Genomic DNA, 19,971 nt, shown 5'->3' with positions numbered 1-19,971 from the left:
ATTTGTTTTGGCCAATTCCGCTGATAAAGCTTAGCTATTCATGCCAATACGGATACGGTGGTCAGTAGTTGGCGTATGCGCTCGGCGCTTTTGCCGGATTCACCTTGCTCAAGACGGTGTTCGGCAACCGATGGGAAGACGGCCTGAATATCATCGGGTAGAACGTGTTGGCGGCCTTCCATCAGGGCCCAGGCTTTTGAGGCCCGGAGCAACCCTAGCCCGGCTCTCGGTGACAAGCCATAAAGCAGCCCTGGCATCCGGCGGCTCTGTTCAAGCAAGCGCTGGATGTAGTCCAGCAGGGCCGGGCTTGCCGTCACGCGGTTTACTTCATCCTGCAGCTTTGCCAGGTCGGCTTCTGAAAGCAGTGTGCCGAGCCGATCGGTCATAACCCGGCGATCTTCACCTTCCAGAAGTTCTCGCTCGGCTCTGGGATCAGGGTAACCCAGCCGTATCCGCATCAGGAATCGATCGAGCTGAGATTCCGGTAGCGGATAGGTGCCGCCTTGTTCCGTTGGATTCTGGGTTGCGATAACGAAGAACGGGTGGGGTAGCGGGCGGGTTTCGCCTTCGATGGAAACCTGACGCTCTTCCATGGCTTCCAGCAAGGCGCTCTGTGTTCGTGGAGAGGCCCGGTTGATCTCATCTGCCAGCACAACCTGAGCAAAAATGGGCCCGGGGTGGAATACCAGGCTACCGGCTTCTTTGTCGTACATGGAATAGCCCAGCACATCGGCTGGAAGCAGGTCGTTGGTGAACTGGATACGCTGGTAGGTGAGCCCCATAACTTTGGCCAGAGCGTGGGACAGCGTTGTTTTTCCCATGCCGGGAATGTCCTCAATCAGCAAGTGCCCCCGTGCCAGCAGGCCGCAGAGGGCAAGGCGCACCTGGCGCTCCTTGCCAAGCAGAATCTGGTTCAATTCGGAAACAACAGTGTCTACCCGGTTCTTCATGCCGTTTTCAGTCCCTTACTCTTTTGAGAATGTCGCCATAGGCGTCGATACGTCGGTCTCTAAGGTACGGCCAGATGCGTCTAATCGATTCACTGCGGTTGCGATCGAGTGTAACGCTCAGGATGCACTCGGTGCTGTCGTCGGCCCGGGCCATAAACTCGCCCTGGGGGCCGCAAATAAAGCTGTTGCCCCAGAAGCGGATACCATCGGAGTGCCCGGTGGGGTCAGGTTCGGTACCAACCCGGTTGGGAGCGACTACCGGGAGATTATTGGCCACAGCATGGCCGCGCTGAACGGTCACCCAGGCCTCTAGTTGGCGGGCCTGTTCGTCCGGGTCGTCAGTGACGTCCCAGCCGATGGCTGTGGGGTAAATCAGTATCTCTGCACCTGCAAGAGCCATCAGGCGGGCTGCTTCCGGGTACCACTGGTCCCAGCACACGAGAACCCCCAGTTTGCCCACGGATGTCTCTATAGGTGAAAAGCCGTTCCGGCCATCGTTGAACTGTGCATCACCTGGTGTGAAATAGAATTTCTCATAGAAGCCAGGGTCGTCCGGAATATGCATTTTTCGGTACAGGCCGGCGATCGAGCCATTGTTCTCGATGACTACTGCGGTGTTGTGGTAAACGCCGTTCATGCGGCGCTCGAAAACAGAGCCAACGAGCACGACACCCAATTCCTTTGCGAGGGCCGAAAGCCGTTCAGTGGTAGGGCCGGGGATGGGCTCGGCCAAGTCGAATATGCTGGTGTCTTCTGTCTGGCAAAAGTACTGAGTTGCGTGAAGCTCCTGCAGGACAATCAGCTGAGCTCCACCTGCGGCCGCTTCGCGAACCAGCATTTCAGTTGTTGCCAGGCTGGCAGCCTTGTTTTCGCTACATGCCTGCTGAACGGCGGCGACCGCCAGGAGGCCCGAGCGCGAAGATTGGTCCGGGTTGTGTCTCATAAAGTAACGACTCCTTTCGGAATCTGCATGGTGACGCAATGCAAGCTGCCGTGTTGTTGCACCAGCGCCCGGCAATTTATCGGAATGATTTCCCGGTCAGGGAAAATCTTGCTGATGATGCTGATGGCTTTCTCATCCTGGGGCACTCCATAAACTGGCAGCAGAACAGCACCATTGATGATCAAAAAGTTGGCATAGGTCGCCGGCAGGCGTTCGTTATCGTCGCCGAATATCGGGTCGGGCCACGGCAGAGCGGTAAGCCTGTATGGCGTCCCGTCTCGCTGGCGGAATTCCCGAAGGTCTTCTTCCATGGCAGCCAACGCACTGTAGTGTTCATCGGCGACATCTGGGCAGGCCACGTAGCAGATATGATCCGGCGCGCAAAAGCGGGCCAGTGTGTCAATGTGGCTGTCGGTGTCATCCCCTGCCAGATAGCCATGGTTAAGCCACAGGATGCGTTCTGCGCCCAACATTTCGGACAGCGATTGCTCAATGGCTCCGCGATCCATGGAGGCGTTCCGCGACGGCGTCAAAAGGCATTCGCTAGTGGTGAGCAATGTGCCTTCTCCATCAGACTCAATGGAGCCGCCTTCCAGTATGAAATCCACTGTTTCCATGGGAGCGGTGCCGAACACTCCGAAATTGGCGAGATGGCGATTGAGTGCATCGTCCTTCTCCCAGGGGAATTTGCCTCCCCAGGCGTTAAAGCGAAAATCCAGCAAGGTGGGTGTGTTATCGGTGAGCACGGTTATGGGGCCATGGTCGCGGGCCCAGGTATCGTTTGCTGGTGCCGGCACGGCATACACTCGCCCCGGCAGCCCTTGTTGGCCTGCCCAGGCATTGAGATCGCGCTCAAGATCCTGCAGTCGAATCACATGTTCACAGCTGATGACCAGGTGCTCAAAGCGAAGAATAGAGCGGGAAACTTCAAGAAATACCGGTTCAACTTCATCAAGCATCCCTGCCCAGTCGGTACCGGGGTGGGGCCAGGTAAGCACAACGGCGCTTTGGGGCGCCCACTCAGCGGGCAGCACGCGTAGGGATGTCACTTTACAGTCACCTTAAAATTGCAAATGCCGCCATTCTATAGAAAGGGCGGCATATCGTCAGGGTGTTTGCCCAGAATAGCGGGCGAGAAAATCGCTATGCTTGATAGTATCAGCGCTTGGATGACAGTACCGAGTGAATAACGCGGTCATTTTCGAAATAGACCACAAACTTACCATAATGCCACTGACTGATCGGGGGGTGCCCAACAGGGCCTTCGACGCTAGCCGGTTCGCCCCATGAAGCTTTTACTGAGTCTTGAGTCATGCCCGTCCGGGGTACGCTTTGCTGGCTTCTATCTGCCTGGCTGCCAACGGGTACGCGAAGCTCTTCAGCAAACGCGCCGGAAACCGGTGCCAAAGTGAGTAGTATTGCCGTCGCCAGTGTGCCAGTCAGGGCTCGCTTTACTGTCATTTAGGGTTCTCCACTAATACTGGGGTCTCCGGTACATGCTCCGGGGACATGGATAAAACGTAATATCCGAGAAAATCGGTTAAAAGTCACATGTTTTCGGCAGTCTACTCTTTTTGCCGCTGGCGAATCTGCCACCGCATCACATGTCGGGCTATTTGTTGGCGATCGCTATCCTGAATTCGGATAAAACCGGTATGAACCCTTACTCTGCCTGTTTCATCAGCCTGTACATCCAGAACCTGGGCGATCGCGCGGGGTTGGGAAAGTTCGGGCGGCAAGGTCATGTGAACGGCCAACCTGTCACCAGTCTGCCATGCTTGCGGGCTGGCACAAAACGCAAGTCCGCCCTCGCTCAGGGTGACGTCCTGCCAGTCCCCAGGTTGCAAGGGATTTTGCTGAAAGGCCATAATGCGCGCAAGCGTATCGAGCTTGCCATTCAGTGACTTCACCAACCCTGTGAGTAAGCGATCCTGATCCGCAAGGCTGGCAAGCTGGGATTTGATGTCCTGATCCAGGCGCCTGAATTCTGCCTCCAGGATTTCGAGGTGATTGTCGTTAAAAACATTCTCCTCGAGCCCGGCTGACGGCAGGAGTTTATCGACTTTCAGGCCAATCCGGTCTTCGATTCGGTAGAATTCCCGACGCTCAGGCTCATAAGCGGTCGGTTCGGACAGTGTGTCTCGGGTGTGCATTCAGGACTCCGGGATCAAGAATGATGGCCATTAGTAAAAGTTTAGCAGTTTCCCGTCATGCTGAAAGGCTGCCGGGAATTCCAGACCACGATTGACCCGAAGGTAGCGACAGGCACCTCTTCATGTTCAGACCCTTATCGTTTTATATCGGCTTGCGCTATACCGCGGCCAAACGGCGTAATCACTTTATTTCGTTCATCTCGCTCACATCCATGATTGGATTGATGCTTGGTGTTGCCGTACTGATTATCGTGTTGTCCGTGATGAACGGATTCGATCGCGAACTTAAACAGAGGATTCTCGGCATGGTCCCCCATGCCATTATCCAGGGAAGTGGACCACTGGACGATTGGGAGACAGTGGATGCTCAGGTACAGCAGCATCCCAGGGTTCTTGCTGCAGCTCCGTTTATTCAGGGTCAGGGAATGGTTACCGGTGGCGGTGACGTACGCGGAGTGATGCTCAATGGCATTCTTCCGGAGGAAGAGCGTACGGTTTCGATCATTGAGAACCACATGATTGACGGGAAACTGGACGATCTGGTTTCGGGTGAGTTCGGGATTATCATCGGTCGCACTATGGCGGCCAGCCTGCGCCTGCAGTTAGGTGACAAAGTAACCGTGGTATTGCCAGAAGCCTCGGTAACACCGGCCGGGGTCTTGCCACGTCTCAAGCGCTTTACGGTTAAAGGTGTTTTCAGTGTTGGCGCCGAACTGGATGGCAATTACACGCTCATCCACATGGATGATGCAGCAAAACTGATGCGAACCGGCGGTAAAGCTGAAGGTGTGCGGCTACTTGTTGATGACCTCTTTGCTGCGCCCAAGGTTGCGGAAGAAGCGGCCAGAGAGCTTTCTGGCCGATACTATATTTCGGACTGGACACGCACCCATGGCAACCTGTTCCAGGCCATTCGCATGGAAAAAACCATGATCGGCCTGCTCTTGATGTTTATTGTGGCGGTGGCAGCTTTCAATATCGTGTCCACACTGGTCATGGTGGTAACCGACAAGACAGCGGATATTGCGATTTTGCGTACTATGGGGGCGACACCCGGTCGCATCATGAGAATTTTTATTGTGCAGGGGGCTGTGATCGGAGTATTCGGAACATTGATCGGCACCAGTCTTGGTGTTCTGGGTGCTCTTAACATCAGTGGGTTTATTTCCTGGCTGGAGGGTGCACTTGGGCACAAGTTCCTGAGTGCCGATGTGTATTTCATCAGTTATCTGCCTTCCCAGTTGCAATGGCAGGATGTGGCGGTTATTAGCGGCGCAGGCCTTGCCATGAGCTTGCTGGCAACCATTTATCCGGCTTGGAGAGCGTCGCGGATAGATCCTGCGGAGGCTCTGCGCTATGAATAAGGAAAACCGTGACATGAAGGATGTTCCGCTGGTAATCGATTGCCGTCAGGTAACGCGGACTTACACTCAGGGTCCGGAAAAACTGACCATCTTTTCTGACATCTCGCTAGAGGTCACACCGGGTGAAACCGTGGCAATCGTGGGGAGCAGCGGTGCAGGCAAAACAACGTTGCTGAATCTCCTTGGCGGATTGGACAAACCGTCGTCCGGAGAAATTTCCATCTGCGGCAAGCACATTCACCGTTTATCAGAGGCTGGGCGTGCGCGCTTTCGCAACCGTCATCTGGGCTTTGTCTACCAGTTTCATCACCTGTTGCCGGAATTTACAGCGCTTGAGAATGTCATGATGCCGTGTGCCCTTGGCGGCGTAGCCGTTAGCGATGCACGTTCGCGCGCCCAGACAATTTTACAAAGGGTAGGGCTTGCAGAGCGCTTGGAGCACAAGCCCGGTGAGCTTTCAGGTGGCGAGCGACAACGTGTAGCGATTGCCCGTGCTCTGGTTAACGAGCCTGATTGTGTGCTGATGGACGAGCCCACGGGCAATCTTGATGAGCATACAGGCGAAGGCGTGCGGGAGCTTATAGAGTCTCTGCGCGATCAGTTCGGGATTGCCTTTGTTATGGTTACTCACGATATGAAGATGGCCAAGAGCCTTGGTCGGGTACTGAGGCTGGAGCAGGGCAGGCTGGTTCAGGAGGCCTGATCGCGCGATGCGCGCCGTAGCTCCTTACGGGCTCGGCGACGCAGTTGCCAATCTGTGCGAATTTTTCGACGCCATATGAACTGTATTGCCAGGTACGCCAGGCATGCTGACATTGTCGCTATGATCAGTGAACCCAGGTAAAGCGGGATGCCGATGTCGAGCAAGCGCTCGCTGATCCACGACCATGAAAGCTGAAAATCAAAGCTCAAGACCGGCCGGTTTAGAATCCAGGCGCCTATTTTATAGTTGAAGTAAAACATGGGCGGCATGGTAATGGGGTTGCTGATCCAAACCAGCACCACAGATAAAGGCAGGTTGGCGTTAAACCAGATGGCAAAGAAGCCTGCTGCAAGCATCTGGAAGGGCATGGGAATAAAGCAAAAAAAGACACCGATCAGAAATGCCCTTGCGACACTGTGACGGTTTATGTGCCATAGGTTGGGTTCGTGAAGGATATCGCCAAGAAAATCAAGCGATTGCATCGCTTGCACCTTCTCAGGTGATGGCAGATATCGTTTCATGAACTTCTTCGGCATTGGGAAGCTCTACCTTTAAGTAGAATGAAACTCCGGCGCCAAGGATGCCGCCGACGGATAAAATCATCGGGAGGACAAGGATTGTCCGGTAGCTCTTTCAATGGCCCTGGCCGGTCTGGTTCGCAGGGCTCTGTCTTTCGTGCAGTACTGTGCGCCTTCGCATTTTCCTGCGGCGTCATCTTACTTTATAGATTGACGGTGTTGCCACCTCCAGTGTGGCTGCTCGTGTTCACACTTCCAACTTTATTATGGTTCTTGCCGAATCATCTGCGGCCATTTACGCTCGTGAGGGTCTTTTTGTTCGGCCTCGCTTTGGGTGTTGCCTGGTCGGGCTTGTGGGCGTATGAGCGCCTTCAAGAGCGGCTTCCCTCCGGTTTTGAAGGTCAAAAAACGGCCATTGCCGGTTACGTTTGTGATCTTCCCCAAACCGGAAGTTTTGACAGTATTCGTTTCAGCTTCTGTGTAACCCGATGGTACGGGCATTCACTGACCCCGGCGCCTAACAATACGCTGCCTAAAAAACTACGTCTCGCCTGGTACGGTCAGCCTGAAGGTGCTCTTCCGGATCACCGCTTGCGCCTGGAGGTTGTACTCAAGCAGCCCCATGGCACTCTGAATCCTGAGGGTTTTCGCTACGAAGACTGGCTATTTCGGAAGGGCTATCGTGCGACTGGCAGCGTGCGCAGTGCCCAGCCGGATCCCTCTGTAACCTGTTCACTCCAGTGCCAGTATCACCGTTTTCATATCAGGCTGGCGCAGTGGGTTGACGACCAGTTCGCAGAGGCTCAGTACCATCCATTGTTAGCGTCGCTGCTAATTGGCAATCGCGGGCACCTATCGTCCCGGCATTGGGAAGTGCTCAAGGCAACCGGAACCATACATCTTGTGGCAATCTCGGGCCTTCATTTGGGGTTGGTCGCACTGGGCACGGGCTTTGTGGTGCGCCGGCTCTTACTGGCAGTATCGACCTATTGCCTGAGCGAAGGCTTCGTGCGTTTCGGGGTGTTCCTGGCCGTTGTTCTGTGTTGTACGCTCTATGCGCTAGCTGCAGGTTTTACGGTGCCCACCCGAAGAGCGCTTGTCATGGTGACAGTCGGGGGCTGGTTGCTGCTGATGGCCAGGCAGGTGTCTGCCTGGCATTCCATTATTGTGGCGCTTGGGCTGGTTCTCTTGCTTGATCCCTTCGCTCCCCTGGACCAGGGTTTCTGGTTATCTTTCGGAGCGGTTTCTGTTCTTGTTTGCGTCTTTGCCGGCCGTTTGGGCGGTACCGGCTGGCTCGCTGGCCTTGTTCTCGCGCAAGGCGCTGTGTTCGCGGGGCTCTGGCCGATCCTTGAAGGCATGGGGCAGGGACAGCCGGTTGCTGGGTTGCTTGCCAATGTTCTTGCAATTCCCTGGGTCTCGCTGGTGGTGATGCCGACACTGATTGCTGGCGGACTTGCGGTAGCTCTTTTTCCCGGCTTGTCGGGCCTGATTATTCCGGCAATGGATGGGGTGCTTGGGGTGATCTGGAGCTTTCTCGCATGGGTTGCGGGCATTAGATGGCCCGATCTTGGGGGGACTCTACCGGAGATTGCCGGCCTGGCTTTGCTGGTCATGCTGGTAATTACCGTTCCAATCAGGTTGTTTCGCGCTGCAGGGGCTGTTTTCGTGCTGGCGTGGGTGGTTTTAGCCAGCGGGCCCTCGGATACCGGAAACCCTCGGGTCTCCAGCCCCGAAGTGCGGATATGGGATGTCGGTCAGGGGCTCTCGGCGATGCTTCGAATTGGGGATAAAGTAGTGCTATACGACACGGGTCCCGAAGTGGAAGGTGTTTTCTCGGCTGTAGAGTCGGTACTTCTGCCCAACCTCCGGGCGCTGGGTATAAGGCGAATTGACACGTTGGTTATAAGCCACGCTGATAACGATCATTCAGGCGGTATCGGGGTGCTTGTTGATGCATACGACATAGGCCGAATCCTGACTGGTGAGCCTGAGGCTGTTCGGGAAAAGTTGGAGCGGCACACTAAGGATCAGAAGCTTAAATCGGTACAGGTACAAAGCTGTGGCGGCGGAGAAAGCCTGACAAGCGAGCTGTCGCTTTACTTCTGGCAGGCAAACGACGGGTTGACCGGCAATGATGCGTCCTGTGTTCTGACTGCCCGGCATGAGACGTCCGGCATTGAATGGATTTTTCCGGGCGATATCAGCGCGGCAACAGAGTCTCTGTACCTGCAAGCTCGAGAGAGTACATTGGCTGCGAAGCGTCCGGCGGAACTCGTAATGATTGCGCCTCATCACGGCAGCAAAACCTCATCTTCCATTGCCTGGGTCAGTGCACTAAACCCGGACAAGGTGGTTTATACCGCCGGTTATCGCCACCGTTACGGGCACCCTCATCCGGACATAACAGCCCGTTACCGGGCGGCAGGTGCTGAGGCATTCAATACAGCCTGCTCGGGAGCGCTTACTATGACGATTACTGGCGATACCATTAAAATTGAGGAAACTCGAAACCAAAGCGCGTTCTGGATCAGCGGTCCGGGCCAGGCCAGAGATCAGTGTAAAATACTGTGACATTCCGGGTGTGGCCTCGGCAGGCAGCTATGCTAAAGTAGCGCGGCTTGTAAACAATCAGGGAGATCAAGCGTGTTCGAGCTGTTGAAAGCTGGTGGCATTCTGATGGTGCCAATCGTTGCCTGTTCCATTTTGGCGCTTGCGATTATTCTGGAGCGTTTCTGGACGCTGAGAGCATCCAGGGTTGCACCGCCTCAGACAATTAATGAGCTGTGGCGCTGGATCAAGAAAAAAGAGCTTAATGGCCGAAAGCTGAAGGCGCTGCAAAGCTCTTCGCCGATGGGTCGTGTTCTCGCTGGCGGCCTGATCAATGCCAAGCATGGCCGTGAGATCATGAAGGAAAGCATTGAGCATGAGGCCAGCCAGGTCATTCACGATCTGGAGCGCTTCCTGAACCCCTTGGGCACCGTTGCAACAATCACCCCTCTGCTTGGTCTTCTGGGTACCGTGATCGGCATGATCAAGGTATTTGCTGAAATCCAGCTTGCCGGTGTAGGGAATGCCGGAAACCTCGCCGGTGGCATCTCCGAGGCCTTGATTACTACGGCGGCCGGTTTGAGTGTCGCTATCCCGGCATTGATATGTCACCGATATTTTATCAGGCGGGTAGACGAGCTGGTTGTGGGCATGGAGCAGGAAGCTATCAAGCTTGTTGAAGTTGTTCATGGCGACCGCGAAATCGACGTGGAAGGGGCCTGAGCACCGTGAAGTTCACACGCCAGAGAAGCCAGGAAGTCGGAGTAGATCTGACGCCGCTGATCGATGTGGTTTTCCTGTTGCTGATTTTCTTTATGGTCTCTACGACGTTCACTCGCGAAAGTCATTTGCAGGTGGAATTGCCTGAAGCCAGTGGTGAGCCCGCTTCGCCCGCGGAGTTGGAGCAAATCGACGTGGTGATCAACGCAGAAGGTCAGTACGTGCTAAACAGCAAGACCTTAGTCAATAACCGCCGTGAGACCCTGGAGCGGGGCGTGAAAGAATTGGCTGAAGGTGACACCGGTCTGCCGTTTATTATCACTGCGGATGCCCGTACTCCCCATGAGTATGTTGTAAGAGCGATGGACGTCGCAGGTCGCCTGGGGTTTTCCAGGCTGAGCATTACCACCGAGCGTGAGGCAGACAACCAGTGAGTCGTGCTGAGTCGCTATCTGATCCCAAAAGCCTCAAGGTTGGTGACAGCTGGCCGACCTACAAACGACTGCTGACATATGTAAAGCCCTTCTGGCTGGCATTTTCTCTCGCTGTAGTTGGCAACGTAATCTATGCCGCGGCCTCCACTGGAATGGCAGCCGCCATGGAGTATGTCATCGCCGCCATCGAAAACCCCACGGATCAGAATCGTTTGCTACTGACGTTTCTGATTGTCGGGGTGTTTTCTTTCCGTGGTGTCGGAACATTTATGAGCCAGTATTTCATCAGTTACGTGGGACGGCAGGTTATCAATGCGCTTCGCAATGATGTATTCAATCGTCTGATGACACTCCCATCTCGTTATTTTGATGAGAACGCGGCCGGGAGGCTGGTATCAAAACTGACCTTTAACGTCGAGCAGGTGGCGGAAGCTGCAACCAACGCTATAACCATAACGCTGAGGGAAGGCCTGACAATCATAGGTCTGCTCGGATTCATGCTCTACACAAACTGGAAACTGACGCTGGTATTTCTTGCCGTTGGTCCGTTGATCGCAGCAGTTGTCAGCTATGCGAGCAAGCGCTTTCGCAAGATCAGTCAGCGCATTCAAGGCTCTATGGGCGATATCACCCATGTGGCGTCGGAGTCTATTGCTGGCTATCGGGTTGTTCGTACTTTTGGTGGAATTGAGTATGAAAAACAGCGTTTTCAGAAGGTTAACGAGAATAACTTAAAGCAAAGTCTCAAGATGGCTTCCACCCAGGCAATCAGTATTCCGGTGATTCAGACGCTGGTGGCAATTGCGATTGCAGCGCTGGTTTGGACCATGCTTGCACCAGAGATACGCGGCGAGATGACAACAGGTCAGTTGGTGGCGTTTATCACGGCTGCTACAACCATGGCCAAGCCAATTCGTCAGGTTACCTCGGTTCACGCCAAGATCCAGAAAGGCGTAGCGGCCGCCTACGATGTATTTGAAACGGTTGATGAGGTTCCGGAGCAGGATCCGGGTTCCTATGCGCCCGAACGCGTCGATGGGGATATCGAGTTTGATAGGGTTTCCTTCCGATACCGGGATCAGCTCGACGATGTGCTGAAAGATGTTTCTGTCGAAATTCCGGCAGGGAAGAGTGTGGCGCTCGTGGGGCGTTCAGGTAGCGGGAAGTCAACAATGGTGAGCCTGCTGCCAAGATTTTACGAGTACACCGATGGCGATATCAGGATAGACGGGCATTCGCTTAAAGACTTTTCTCTCAAGGCGCTGCGATCCCAGATTGCCTTGGTCACTCAGAACGTTGTGCTGTTTAACGATTCTATCGCTGCCAATATAGCTTACGGGGCCCTCAGGAATTGCTCCCGGGATGAAATCCGGGAAGCCGCTGCGAAAGCTCATGCATTGGAATTCATCGATCGCATGCCGGATGGCCTGGATACCATGATCGGAGATAACGGCGTCATGCTTTCAGGCGGACAGCGACAACGCCTGGCAATTGCCAGAGCATTGCTTAAAGACGCGCCTATCCTGATTCTGGACGAGGCGACATCAGCATTGGACAGCGAATCGGAGCGTCATATCCAGGAAGCGCTGGAAACTGTTATTCAGGGTAGGACTACGCTGGTGATCGCCCACAGGCTCTCGACCATTGAAAAGGCAGACCGGATTCTTGTTATGGAGAACGGTCGCATTATTGAATCTGGCGCTCACGACGAGCTTCTTGCTCGTAGCGGTGCCTATGCTCAGCTACATCAGATGCAATTCCGTGAGCAGTCATGACTTCTCTCATAGAGCGCCTTTGGTACGGTAAGGGTCGCCCACTCCTTATTCTGTCGCCGTTTTCCTGGATGTACCGGGCGGTCTCTGAAGCGCGGCGGCAAAAAGCCCGTGATACATTCTCAAAGAAGCTGCCTGTTCCTGTCGTTGTTGTGGGTAATATCACCGCAGGCGGTACGGGGAAATCGCCGTTAACGGCCTGGCTTGTCGATGAAATCCGGTCTGCCGGTTGGCGCCCGGTTATTCTCAGTCGTGGCTATGGCGGCAAAGCGACAGGCTATCCGCTTCTGGTCACCGAAGACACCCTGCCGTCGCTTGCAGGGGACGAGCCCGTGATGCTCGCCCAGGCAACCTCTGTGCCGGTTGTGGTTGATCCCGATCGCCGCCGGGGTGCTGCCTTTGCGCTGGATAATGCCCTGGGTGATGTCCTCATTAGTGATGATGGCCTTCAGCACTATCGGTTGCCGAGAGATATCGAGTTGGCTGTCTTTGATGGCGCCCGCGGTTTAGGAAACGGCGCCTTGATTCCGGTCGGGCCTCTGCGTGAACCCGTCAGCCGTCTGAATAGCGTGGATTTTGTTGTTGTGAATGGTACTGACACCGCCGATGAAAACGGTCTTGTCCCATCACACGCGTTCGGGGGCATTAAACATCCGCAAATGTATGCCATGAGGCTCAAGCCAACGCGCCTGGTAAACCTGAAAACAGGTGAGACCAGATCACCCAAAAGCCTTCAAGGTCAGAAAATTCGTGCAATCGCGGGCATCGGAAACCCCACGCGCTTTTTCGATACACTCAAAGCCCTGGGTGCAAAATCAATTGCCGTGCCTTTTCCTGATCATCATCGTTTCCGCCCTGAGGATCTCGGCACAGAGCCCGGTCACATGCTAGTGATGACTGCCAAAGACGGGGTCAAATGCCGTGGCTTCGCCCCGGATAATGCCTGGGTGCTTTATGTTGAGGCTGAATTGCCAGCGGCGTTCTCAGAAGCCGTCCTTGCGAAATTGCGGGCGTGCTGCGGGCCATCGACTTCTTAACTGTCAGTGAGACTGAACTATGGATAAAAAACTCTTGGCCTTGTTGGCCTGCCCGGTCTGTAAAGGTGATCTGAAGCTCAATGAGGCCAGAACTGAGCTGGTTTGCTATCAGGACGCCATGGCTTTTCCTATCCGCGAAGGCATTCCTGTCATGTTGGCCACCGAGGCCCGCACTCTTTCTACCGACGAACGCCTTCACAAAAACTGAAACAGCTCTCTGCAGGATCGAATCCCCATGTCTTTTACGGTTGTGATTCCGGCCCGATATGCCTCTACCCGTTTGCCCGGTAAGCCACTGCTTGATATCGCCGGCAAGCCGATGATCCAGCACGTATGTGAGCGAGCGGCCGAAAGCCGGGCAAGCCGCGTCGTTGTTGCGACCGATGATCCGCGCATCCAGGTCGCCTGCGAGGCGTTTGGTGCCGAAGTTGTGATGACGTCATCCAACCATGTCAGCGGTACCGATCGGCTGGAAGAAGTTGTGCGTAAACTCGGTCTCGATGCAGACCACCGCGTTGTTAATGTTCAGGGCGATGAGCCCTTGATCCCGCCACGTTTGATAGACCAGGTTGCCGATAACCTTGAGCGCTACCCGGAGGCTGCCATCTCAACACTCTGCGAGCGCCTTCATGACATCGACCAGGTTTTCAACCCGAATGTTGTAAAAGTGGTGTTTGACCTGGATGGCATGGCGCATTACTTCAGCCGGGCACCCATTCCCTGGGCACGTGATCACTGGAGCGATATGCGCGAAGGTAACCTTTCGGGCCTGAATGCTGGCGCTGCACTCAGGGATGGTGCCGGGTATTTCCGGCACATAGGTATTTACGGATACCGGGCCAGTGTACTCAGTCGTTTTGTCAGCTGGTCACCGGCACCTGCTGAACAAGTGGAGTCATTGGAGCAGCTTCGAGCACTTTATAATGGTGCCAGGATTCACGTGGAGGTAGCGGCCGGTACGCCACCGGCAGGCGTTGATACCGAAGCAGATTTGCAGCGGGTCAGAGCCTGGATGACCAAAGCTGATGAGAAGGGAGAAAACGGGGTATGAGTAAGCCTGCCAGTGTGCTTTTCGTGTGTCTCGGTAATATCTGTCGTTCTCCAACTGCAGAAGGCGTTTTTAGAAAACTGGTAGAGCAAGCCGGATTGCAGGACCGTATTTATATCGATTCCTGTGGTACCAGTAACTGGCACATAGGGAAGGGGCCAGATCAGCGGTCACAGGAAGCTGCATTAAAGCGTGGCTTTGACATAAGCGCGCTCAAGGCTCGTCAATTCACAGAAAAAGACCTGGATACCTTCGATTACGTGGTTGTGATGGATCGCCAAAATCTGGCTGATGTGAAAGACATCTGGCACCAGAATGGTGGTACGCAACCCAAGTTGTTTCTGGAATACGGCCGCTCCGGCCTGGCTGAGGTTCCAGACCCGTATTTCGGTGGCGAGGACGGGTTTGAAGAAGTGCTTGATCTGATTGAAGAGGCAGGTGAGGGCTTGCTCCGTAATATTCAGGAGCGTCTGGCGTGAACCAGCATGCGGAGTTGCAGGAAAATGTCGGGCTTACAAAGCTCAATACTCTGCGCGTATCCGCAACAGCACGATATTACATGGATGTTGTGAGCCTGGATGATTTACGGCGGGCACTGGCGTGGGCGGAAAAGAACGAGCTCGAAACCCTGGTGCTTGGTGGTGGAAGCAACCTTGTTTTTGGGGGTGACTTTAGTGGCCTCGTTATCCGTATGCAGATAGCTGCGCGTCGTTGGGAACAGGTTGACGACACCGGGGCAACCCTTGTTTTGGGTGCCGGTGAGAGCTGGCATGAAGCGGTGTTGTATGCCGCGGGTGCAGGGTACAGGGGTATTGAAAACCTCGCTTTGATACCGGGTACTGCTGGCGCAGCGCCGGTTCAGAATATAGGTGCTTATGGTGTCGAGCTATGTGACACGCTGGTTTCAGTGACGGCACTGGACCGCAAATCCGCTGAAGTTGTTTGCCTCGATAACGCGCAGTGCGGTTTTGCTTACCGTGACAGCCTGTTCAAGCGCTCGCCTGGTCGTTACATCATTACCGAGATCCGGCTTCGTCTGTCTCGCGAGAAACCTTTACAGCTTGGCTATAAAGACCTTCAAGAATATCTGGGGAACACGCTTTCTCAGGGGCTGGATGCGCTGACAGTTGCCGAGGCCGTGATGGCTGTCCGTCGTCGCAAGCTGCCGGATCCGGATATTATTCCGAACGTTGGCAGCTTTTTCAAAAACCCCGTGGTCTCTTGCGAGCAGTTCAGCCGGTTGCAGGCCGGTCACCCTGGTGTCGTCGGCTACCCCCAGAAAGAGACAGTCAAGCTGGCAGCAGCCTGGTTGATAGATCAGAGTGGATGGAAAGGTTACCGTAATGCCCGCGTTGGTGTTCACAACCGTCAGGCGTTGGTGTTAATCAACCATTCGGGTGGGTCGGGTCAGGATGTGCTTGAGCTGGCATCAGATATTCGCCAGTCGGTAAAGAAACGTTTTGGTGTAGATCTGGAAATGGAGCCGGGCATCGTAGGCGGCTGAATGTCCATACCTGAACACGCAGCCGCCCGCCAGGCGGAACCAGGGGTTATTTGACAGGCGATGCCTTGGTGAGGAGCGGGAGTGCGTCCTCGATTGCGATGTCCTGCTTGTCCGCGTCTCTGCGCCCTTTGTACTCGAGAGTGCCAGCGGTAAGCCCGCGATCGGAAATCACGAAACGGTGAGGGATGCCGATCAACTCCATGTCTGCGAACTTTACACCGGGGCGTTCCTTGCGGTCGTCCAGCAGCACGTCATAGCCTGCCTGCGTTAGCTGCTCGTAAAGTTTCTCACCGGCTTCGGCCACAGCAGGTGTTTTATGGGCGTTGAGCGTAACAATGGCCACCTGGAACGGAGCAATCGCATCGGGCCAGATAATGCCTTTGTCATCGTGGTTCTGTTCGATTGATGCGGCAACAATGCGGGAAACGCCAATACCGTAGCAGCCCATGTCCATAATCACGGTTTTTCCATTTTCATCAAGTACCGTGGCGTTCATAGCGGTGCTGTATTTGTTGCCCAGTTTGAAAATATGGCCAACTTCAATGCCTCTGCGTATCTCTAGTGTGCCTTTGCCATCGGGGCTGGCGTCGCCTTCTACAACGTTGCGGAGGTCTTCAACCCGGCCAAGTGGCATATCCCGCTCCCAGTTAACGCCAGTCAGGTGGTAGCCTTCCTTGTTGGCGCCGCAAACGAAATCCGCCACGTGAGCTGCACTGCGATCCACGATAACCGGCACTTGCAGGTTTATCGGGCCAATAGAGCCCGGTTTGCAACCAACGGCCGCTTCGATCTCTTGGTCGGTTGCCATGGTTAGAGGCTCTGCCACTCCTTCCAGGTTCTCCGCCTTGATTTCGTTCAGTGTGTGATCGCCGCGCAGTATCAAGGCGATAAGGCCCGCATCGCCTTCGCCGTCTGATTCGGCTTTAACCAATATCGTTTTTACCGTTCGGGCAGCGTCAATACTGAGAAATTGTGAGATAGCCTCAATGGTACGCTGATCCGGGGTTGCTACTTCCTGAAGCTCTTCTGTCGGTGCAGCACGTTCGCCGGATGGGGCAACCGCTTCGGCCTTTTCGATGTTGGCAGCGTAATCGCTCTCTGTGCTGAACACTATGTCGTCTTCACCCGACGAGGCGAGAACGTGAAACTCATGGGATGCGCTGCCACCAATGGCGCCTGAGTCTGCCTGAACCGGACGGTAGTCCAGGCCCAGGCGGTCGAAAATGGCGCAGTAGGTGCGGTGCATAACCTGGTAGGTTTCATCCAGGGATTCTGCGCTAACGTGGAAGGAGTATGCATCCTTCATGATGAACTCCCGGGCGCGCATAACCCCGAAACGGGGGCGGCGTTCGTCGCGGAACTTGGTTTGGATCTGATAGAAGTTAGCGGGCAGCTCCTTGTAGCTTTTCAGCTCATTGCGGATCAGATCGGTAATAACTTCCTCGTGGGTGGGTCCGAAGCAGAATTCACGGCCATGGCGGTCGTTCATTCGCAGCAGTTCGCCACCGTATTGCTCCCAACGACCGGACTCCTGCCACAGTTCCGCAGGCTGAACTGCAGGCATGAGCACTTCCTGCGCGCCGCTCTTGTCCATTTCTTCCCGTACAATCCGCTCAACCTTGCGCAGGGTTCTCAGGCCCATGGGCAGCCAGGTATAAAGGCCTGCCGCCAGTTTTCGGATCATGCCGGCGCGCAGCATCAACTGGTGGCTGATAACCTCAGCGTCAGAAGGTGTCTCTTTCTGGGTTGCAATCAGGTAACGGCTTGCTCGCATCGTGGTTTCCGTTCATTGGTGTTTCATAGAAGGGTGTTTCGCAAAGTGTTGGTTATTGTACGGAGCCGACGGCATAACGTACAGATGGCAAGTGTGGTTATCGGGCAAGCGTATTCGGCTTCAGGACAGATACCCAAGAGGCAGGGCGGTGCTGTCGATAACACGCTTTAGTACGAAGCTTGAGTGAACACCGCTGACGCCTTGGATCCGGGTAATCCGGTTGAGCAGAAAATGATGGTAATGATCCATATCTGGCACCACCACTTTCAACATGTAATCTGCATCGTGCCCGGTAACCAGATAGCACTCCAGAACCTCAGGGTATTCGCCGACCTGTTCTTCAAAGGCTGCGAAACGTTCAGGCGTGTGCCTGTCCATTCCGATCAGGATAATGGCGGTCAGGGAGAGCCCCAGTTTTTTATGATCAAGAATCGTTACCGTGCGCACTATGATCCCTGCGTCCTCAAGCGCCCGAACCCGCCGCAGGCACGGAGAAGGAGATAGCCCCACTTTTTCTGCAAGCTGCTGGTTGGTGAGGGAAGCGTCTTTCTGGATCTGGGCCAGAATACGCCGGTCGGTTTTATCAATTTGAACAAGTATTTCGGGCTTTAGAGACATAAAATGGCCGCATTGAAGAGATTGTTGGAATATATAGCCCTAAAAGTACGTTTTCGGCCTCAATTTAGCAACCAAATGCCCCGAGGAACAGGTTAAGCTAAGTCATATTGATGCAAACCCGAGAAACGTAACGGAGTACCAGGATATGGCTTTTGATCATCGCAAATACCCAGCCTTCCGGCCGATAGCAAAAAAAGATCGGCGCTGGCCCGATAAGGTTATCGAAAAGGCACCGACCTGGTGTGCTGTGGATCTCCGCGATGGCAACCAGGCTCTGGTAAAGCCCATGAATGTGGCGCAAAAACAGCGTATGTTCGATTTGCTCGTAAAGCTGGGTTTCAAGGAAATCGAAATCGGATTTCCTGCGGCTAGCCAGCCGGATTTTGATTTCTGTCGTAAGTTGATTGAAGAAAATCGTATACCCGACGATGTGAAAATTCAGGCGCTGACCCAGGCCCGGCCAGAGTTGATCGAACGTACATACGAGGCGTTGCGCGGTGCTCGTAGCGCGATTGTTCACGTCTACAATTCTACGTCGACTGTTCAGCGGGAGCAGGTGTTCGGGCTGGATCGTCGGGGCATCTGTGATATCGCTGTTCGCGGCGCTCAGGTAGTCAAGGATTTTGCGGCGCGCTATCCGGACACCGAATGGACGTTTCAGTATTCCCCGGAGAGCTTTACCGGAACCGAGCTGGACTTTGCTGTTGAAGTTATCGATGCGGTGACAGAGGTATGGCGCCCGGACGAGGGGCAGCCGGTTATCATTAACTTGCCTGCCACTGTAGAAATGGCTACCCCAAACGTGTTCGCCGATCAGATCGAGTGGGTTTGTGACAAAATTCTTCGTCGCGAGCACGTCAGCATCAGTGTGCACACCCACAACGACAGAGGGTGCGGTGTTGCTGCTGCAGAGCTTGCTGTTATGGCCGGTGCAGACCGTGTTGAAGGAACGTTAATGGGCAACGGAGAGCGTACAGGTAATATGGACCTGGTGACCATGGCCATGAACCTGTATTCCCAGGGTATTGATCCTGAGCTGGATTTGTCCGGTATGTCGGAGATTACTGAGGTTGTTGAGGCTTGCACTGAAATCTCGACTCATCCACGCCACCCCTACGCTGGCGAACTGGTCTTTACTGCATTCTCCGGAAGTCACCAGGACGCGATTCGCAAGTGTCTGGCGCTAAGAAAAGACGGAGACACCTGGAATGTGGCTTATCTGCCAATCGATCCGTTCGATCTGGGCCGCCGATATGAGGAAGTTGTTCGCATTAACAGCCAGTCGGGCAAGGGCGGTGTCGCTTATGTCCTTGAACGGGATTACAACATCAGCTTGCCACGCTGGTTGCAAATCGAGTTCAGTAAGGAGGTTCAGAAGGCTGCAGAAACCAACGGCGGCGAAATTGACTCAATGTCCATTCACAGCCTGTTCGAACGACGCTATTTGAAGGTCCATGACGAATGGGCGCTGCGTGCCTATGATTTGCACCGGGATGACCAAGGCGTGCGTGCTGAAGTTACGTTCGGTTTTGAGTCGGCTCCTGTGCGCCTTGAAGGTCGCGGTCTCGGTGCGGTGGAGGCGGTTTCTTCTGCGCTCGAGAACCGTTTCGGGTTTAAAATAGCGGTAGAAGCGTATGACGAATTTGCCCTTGGAGAAGGCACAGGTGCCAATGCTCTGGCTTGTATACGCCTGACTGCAGACGGAAAGCATTGCAGTGCTGCTGCGCTGGCCGAGGATACCACTTCCGCAACTCTGCAGGCGCTGTTTTCCGCCGTCGCTCAGGTTTCAGGGCAGGTGGGAGAGATAAAGCCCATTCAGGAAAATATAAAAGAGCGTGCTATAAGCGCTTGATATGAATATAAAAACGCCGGCAAAAATGCCGGCG

General features: G+C 54.6%; 20 protein-coding genes. 12 read left to right on the top strand and 8 right to left on the bottom strand.

What is annotated here, in order from left to right:
• Window positions 1-38: 38 nt before the first annotated feature.
• The 5 genes from Q4501_RS00275 to Q4501_RS00255 all read right to left on the bottom strand — a co-directional run bounded on the left by Q4501_RS00275 (window position 39) and on the right by Q4501_RS00255 (window position 4,046).
• Window positions 39-950, bottom strand: coding sequence for a MoxR family ATPase (locus Q4501_RS00275; RefSeq protein WP_303593175.1), 912 nt, complete (start codon window positions 948-950; stop codon window positions 39-41).
• A gap of 7 nt (window positions 951-957) precedes the next feature.
• Window positions 958-1,893: a carbon-nitrogen hydrolase gene (locus Q4501_RS00270; protein WP_303593173.1), complete on the bottom strand. Its 936-nt coding sequence runs from the start codon at window positions 1,891-1,893 to the stop codon at window positions 958-960.
• Window positions 1,890-2,942, bottom strand: a complete 1,053-nt coding sequence (locus Q4501_RS00265; RefSeq protein ID WP_303593171.1) for an agmatine/peptidylarginine deiminase — start codon at window positions 2,940-2,942, stop codon at window positions 1,890-1,892. The genes Q4501_RS00270 and Q4501_RS00265 overlap by 4 nt, the downstream gene beginning before the upstream one ends.
• Window positions 2,943-3,051: 109 nt before the next feature.
• Window positions 3,052-3,354, bottom strand: coding sequence for a hypothetical protein (locus Q4501_RS00260; RefSeq protein ID WP_303593169.1), 303 nt, complete (start codon window positions 3,352-3,354; stop codon window positions 3,052-3,054).
• A gap of 104 nt (window positions 3,355-3,458) precedes the next feature.
• Window positions 3,459-4,046: a PilZ domain-containing protein gene (locus Q4501_RS00255; protein ID WP_303593168.1), complete on the bottom strand. Its 588-nt coding sequence runs from the start codon at window positions 4,044-4,046 to the stop codon at window positions 3,459-3,461.
• Window positions 4,047-4,168: 122 nt separating this feature from the next.
• Between Q4501_RS00255 and Q4501_RS00250 the strand changes: the two genes are divergently transcribed.
• Entirely contained in the window at window positions 4,169-5,410 is a 1,242-nt protein-coding gene (locus Q4501_RS00250) for a lipoprotein-releasing ABC transporter permease subunit (RefSeq protein ID WP_303593167.1), read from the top strand.
• The gene (lolD, locus tag Q4501_RS00245) at window positions 5,403-6,113 is read left to right on the top strand and encodes a lipoprotein-releasing ABC transporter ATP-binding protein LolD (RefSeq protein ID WP_303593165.1); all 711 of its coding nucleotides are present in this window, start codon (window positions 5,403-5,405) and stop codon (window positions 6,111-6,113) included. The genes Q4501_RS00250 and lolD overlap by 8 nt, the downstream gene beginning before the upstream one ends.
• Here the strand turns inward: lolD and Q4501_RS00240 are convergent.
• Complete coding sequence (locus tag Q4501_RS00240; protein ID WP_303593163.1) at window positions 6,101-6,649, bottom strand: DUF2062 domain-containing protein; 549 nt, start codon at window positions 6,647-6,649, stop codon at window positions 6,101-6,103. The two genes, lolD and Q4501_RS00240, sit on opposite strands and share 13 nt — an antisense overlap.
• A gap of 147 nt (window positions 6,650-6,796) precedes the next feature.
• Here Q4501_RS00240 and Q4501_RS00235 point away from each other — a divergent pair, with 147 nt between their 5' ends.
• The 9 genes from Q4501_RS00235 (at window position 6,797) to murB (ending at window position 15,693) form a co-directional block, all read left to right on the top strand.
• The gene (locus Q4501_RS00235; protein WP_303594305.1) at window positions 6,797-9,202 is read left to right on the top strand and encodes a DNA internalization-related competence protein ComEC/Rec2; all 2,406 of its coding nucleotides are present in this window, start codon (window positions 6,797-6,799) and stop codon (window positions 9,200-9,202) included.
• A 72-nt stretch (window positions 9,203-9,274) separates the two neighbouring features.
• Window positions 9,275-9,901 (top strand): MotA/TolQ/ExbB proton channel family protein, encoded by a 627-nt coding sequence (locus Q4501_RS00230; RefSeq protein ID WP_303593162.1) that lies wholly within the window; start codon window positions 9,275-9,277, stop codon window positions 9,899-9,901.
• Window positions 9,902-9,906: 5 nt separating this feature from the next.
• A complete protein-coding gene (locus Q4501_RS00225; protein WP_303593160.1) occupies window positions 9,907-10,332 on the top strand; it encodes a biopolymer transporter ExbD in 426 nt (141 codons plus the stop codon).
• Window positions 10,329-12,107, top strand: coding sequence for a lipid A export permease/ATP-binding protein MsbA (msbA, locus tag Q4501_RS00220; RefSeq protein ID WP_303593158.1), 1,779 nt, complete (start codon window positions 10,329-10,331; stop codon window positions 12,105-12,107). The genes Q4501_RS00225 and msbA overlap by 4 nt, the downstream gene beginning before the upstream one ends.
• The gene (gene lpxK / locus Q4501_RS00215; RefSeq protein ID WP_303593155.1) at window positions 12,104-13,141 is read left to right on the top strand and encodes a tetraacyldisaccharide 4'-kinase; all 1,038 of its coding nucleotides are present in this window, start codon (window positions 12,104-12,106) and stop codon (window positions 13,139-13,141) included. The genes msbA and lpxK overlap by 4 nt, the downstream gene beginning before the upstream one ends.
• 19 nt (window positions 13,142-13,160) lie before the next feature.
• Window positions 13,161-13,349: a Trm112 family protein gene (locus Q4501_RS00210; RefSeq protein WP_303593153.1), complete on the top strand. Its 189-nt coding sequence runs from the start codon at window positions 13,161-13,163 to the stop codon at window positions 13,347-13,349.
• 27 nt (window positions 13,350-13,376) lie between these two features.
• A complete protein-coding gene (gene kdsB, locus Q4501_RS00205; protein WP_303593151.1) occupies window positions 13,377-14,192 on the top strand; it encodes a 3-deoxy-manno-octulosonate cytidylyltransferase in 816 nt (271 codons plus the stop codon).
• Complete coding sequence (locus tag Q4501_RS00200) at window positions 14,189-14,668, top strand: low molecular weight protein-tyrosine-phosphatase (protein ID WP_303593150.1); 480 nt, start codon at window positions 14,189-14,191, stop codon at window positions 14,666-14,668. The genes kdsB and Q4501_RS00200 overlap by 4 nt, the downstream gene beginning before the upstream one ends.
• Complete coding sequence (gene murB, locus Q4501_RS00195) at window positions 14,665-15,693, top strand: UDP-N-acetylmuramate dehydrogenase (protein ID WP_303593148.1); 1,029 nt, start codon at window positions 14,665-14,667, stop codon at window positions 15,691-15,693. The genes Q4501_RS00200 and murB overlap by 4 nt, the downstream gene beginning before the upstream one ends.
• A 46-nt stretch (window positions 15,694-15,739) precedes the next feature.
• On the opposite strand, the gene Q4501_RS00190 is transcribed toward murB, so the two are convergent.
• Both Q4501_RS00190 and Q4501_RS00185 read right to left on the bottom strand, forming a co-directional pair.
• Window positions 15,740-17,467 (bottom strand): proline--tRNA ligase, encoded by a 1,728-nt coding sequence (locus Q4501_RS00190; RefSeq protein ID WP_303593146.1) that lies wholly within the window; start codon window positions 17,465-17,467, stop codon window positions 15,740-15,742.
• A gap of 120 nt (window positions 17,468-17,587) precedes the next feature.
• Entirely contained in the window at window positions 17,588-18,085 is a 498-nt protein-coding gene (locus Q4501_RS00185) for an Lrp/AsnC family transcriptional regulator (RefSeq protein WP_303593144.1), read from the bottom strand.
• Between the two features lie 145 nt (window positions 18,086-18,230).
• Between Q4501_RS00185 and leuA the strand changes: the two genes are divergently transcribed.
• Entirely contained in the window at window positions 18,231-19,937 is a 1,707-nt protein-coding gene (gene leuA / locus Q4501_RS00180) for a 2-isopropylmalate synthase (protein WP_303593142.1), read from the top strand.
• Window positions 19,938-19,971 lie beyond the last annotated feature (34 nt).

The sequence above is a fragment of the Marinobacter sp. 2_MG-2023 genome, assembly GCF_030546935.1.
GTDB lineage: Bacteria > Pseudomonadota > Gammaproteobacteria > Pseudomonadales > Oleiphilaceae > Marinobacter.
Note: the sequence above shows the minus strand (reverse complement) of the source record. Positions and strands in the feature narration are given on the sequence as shown.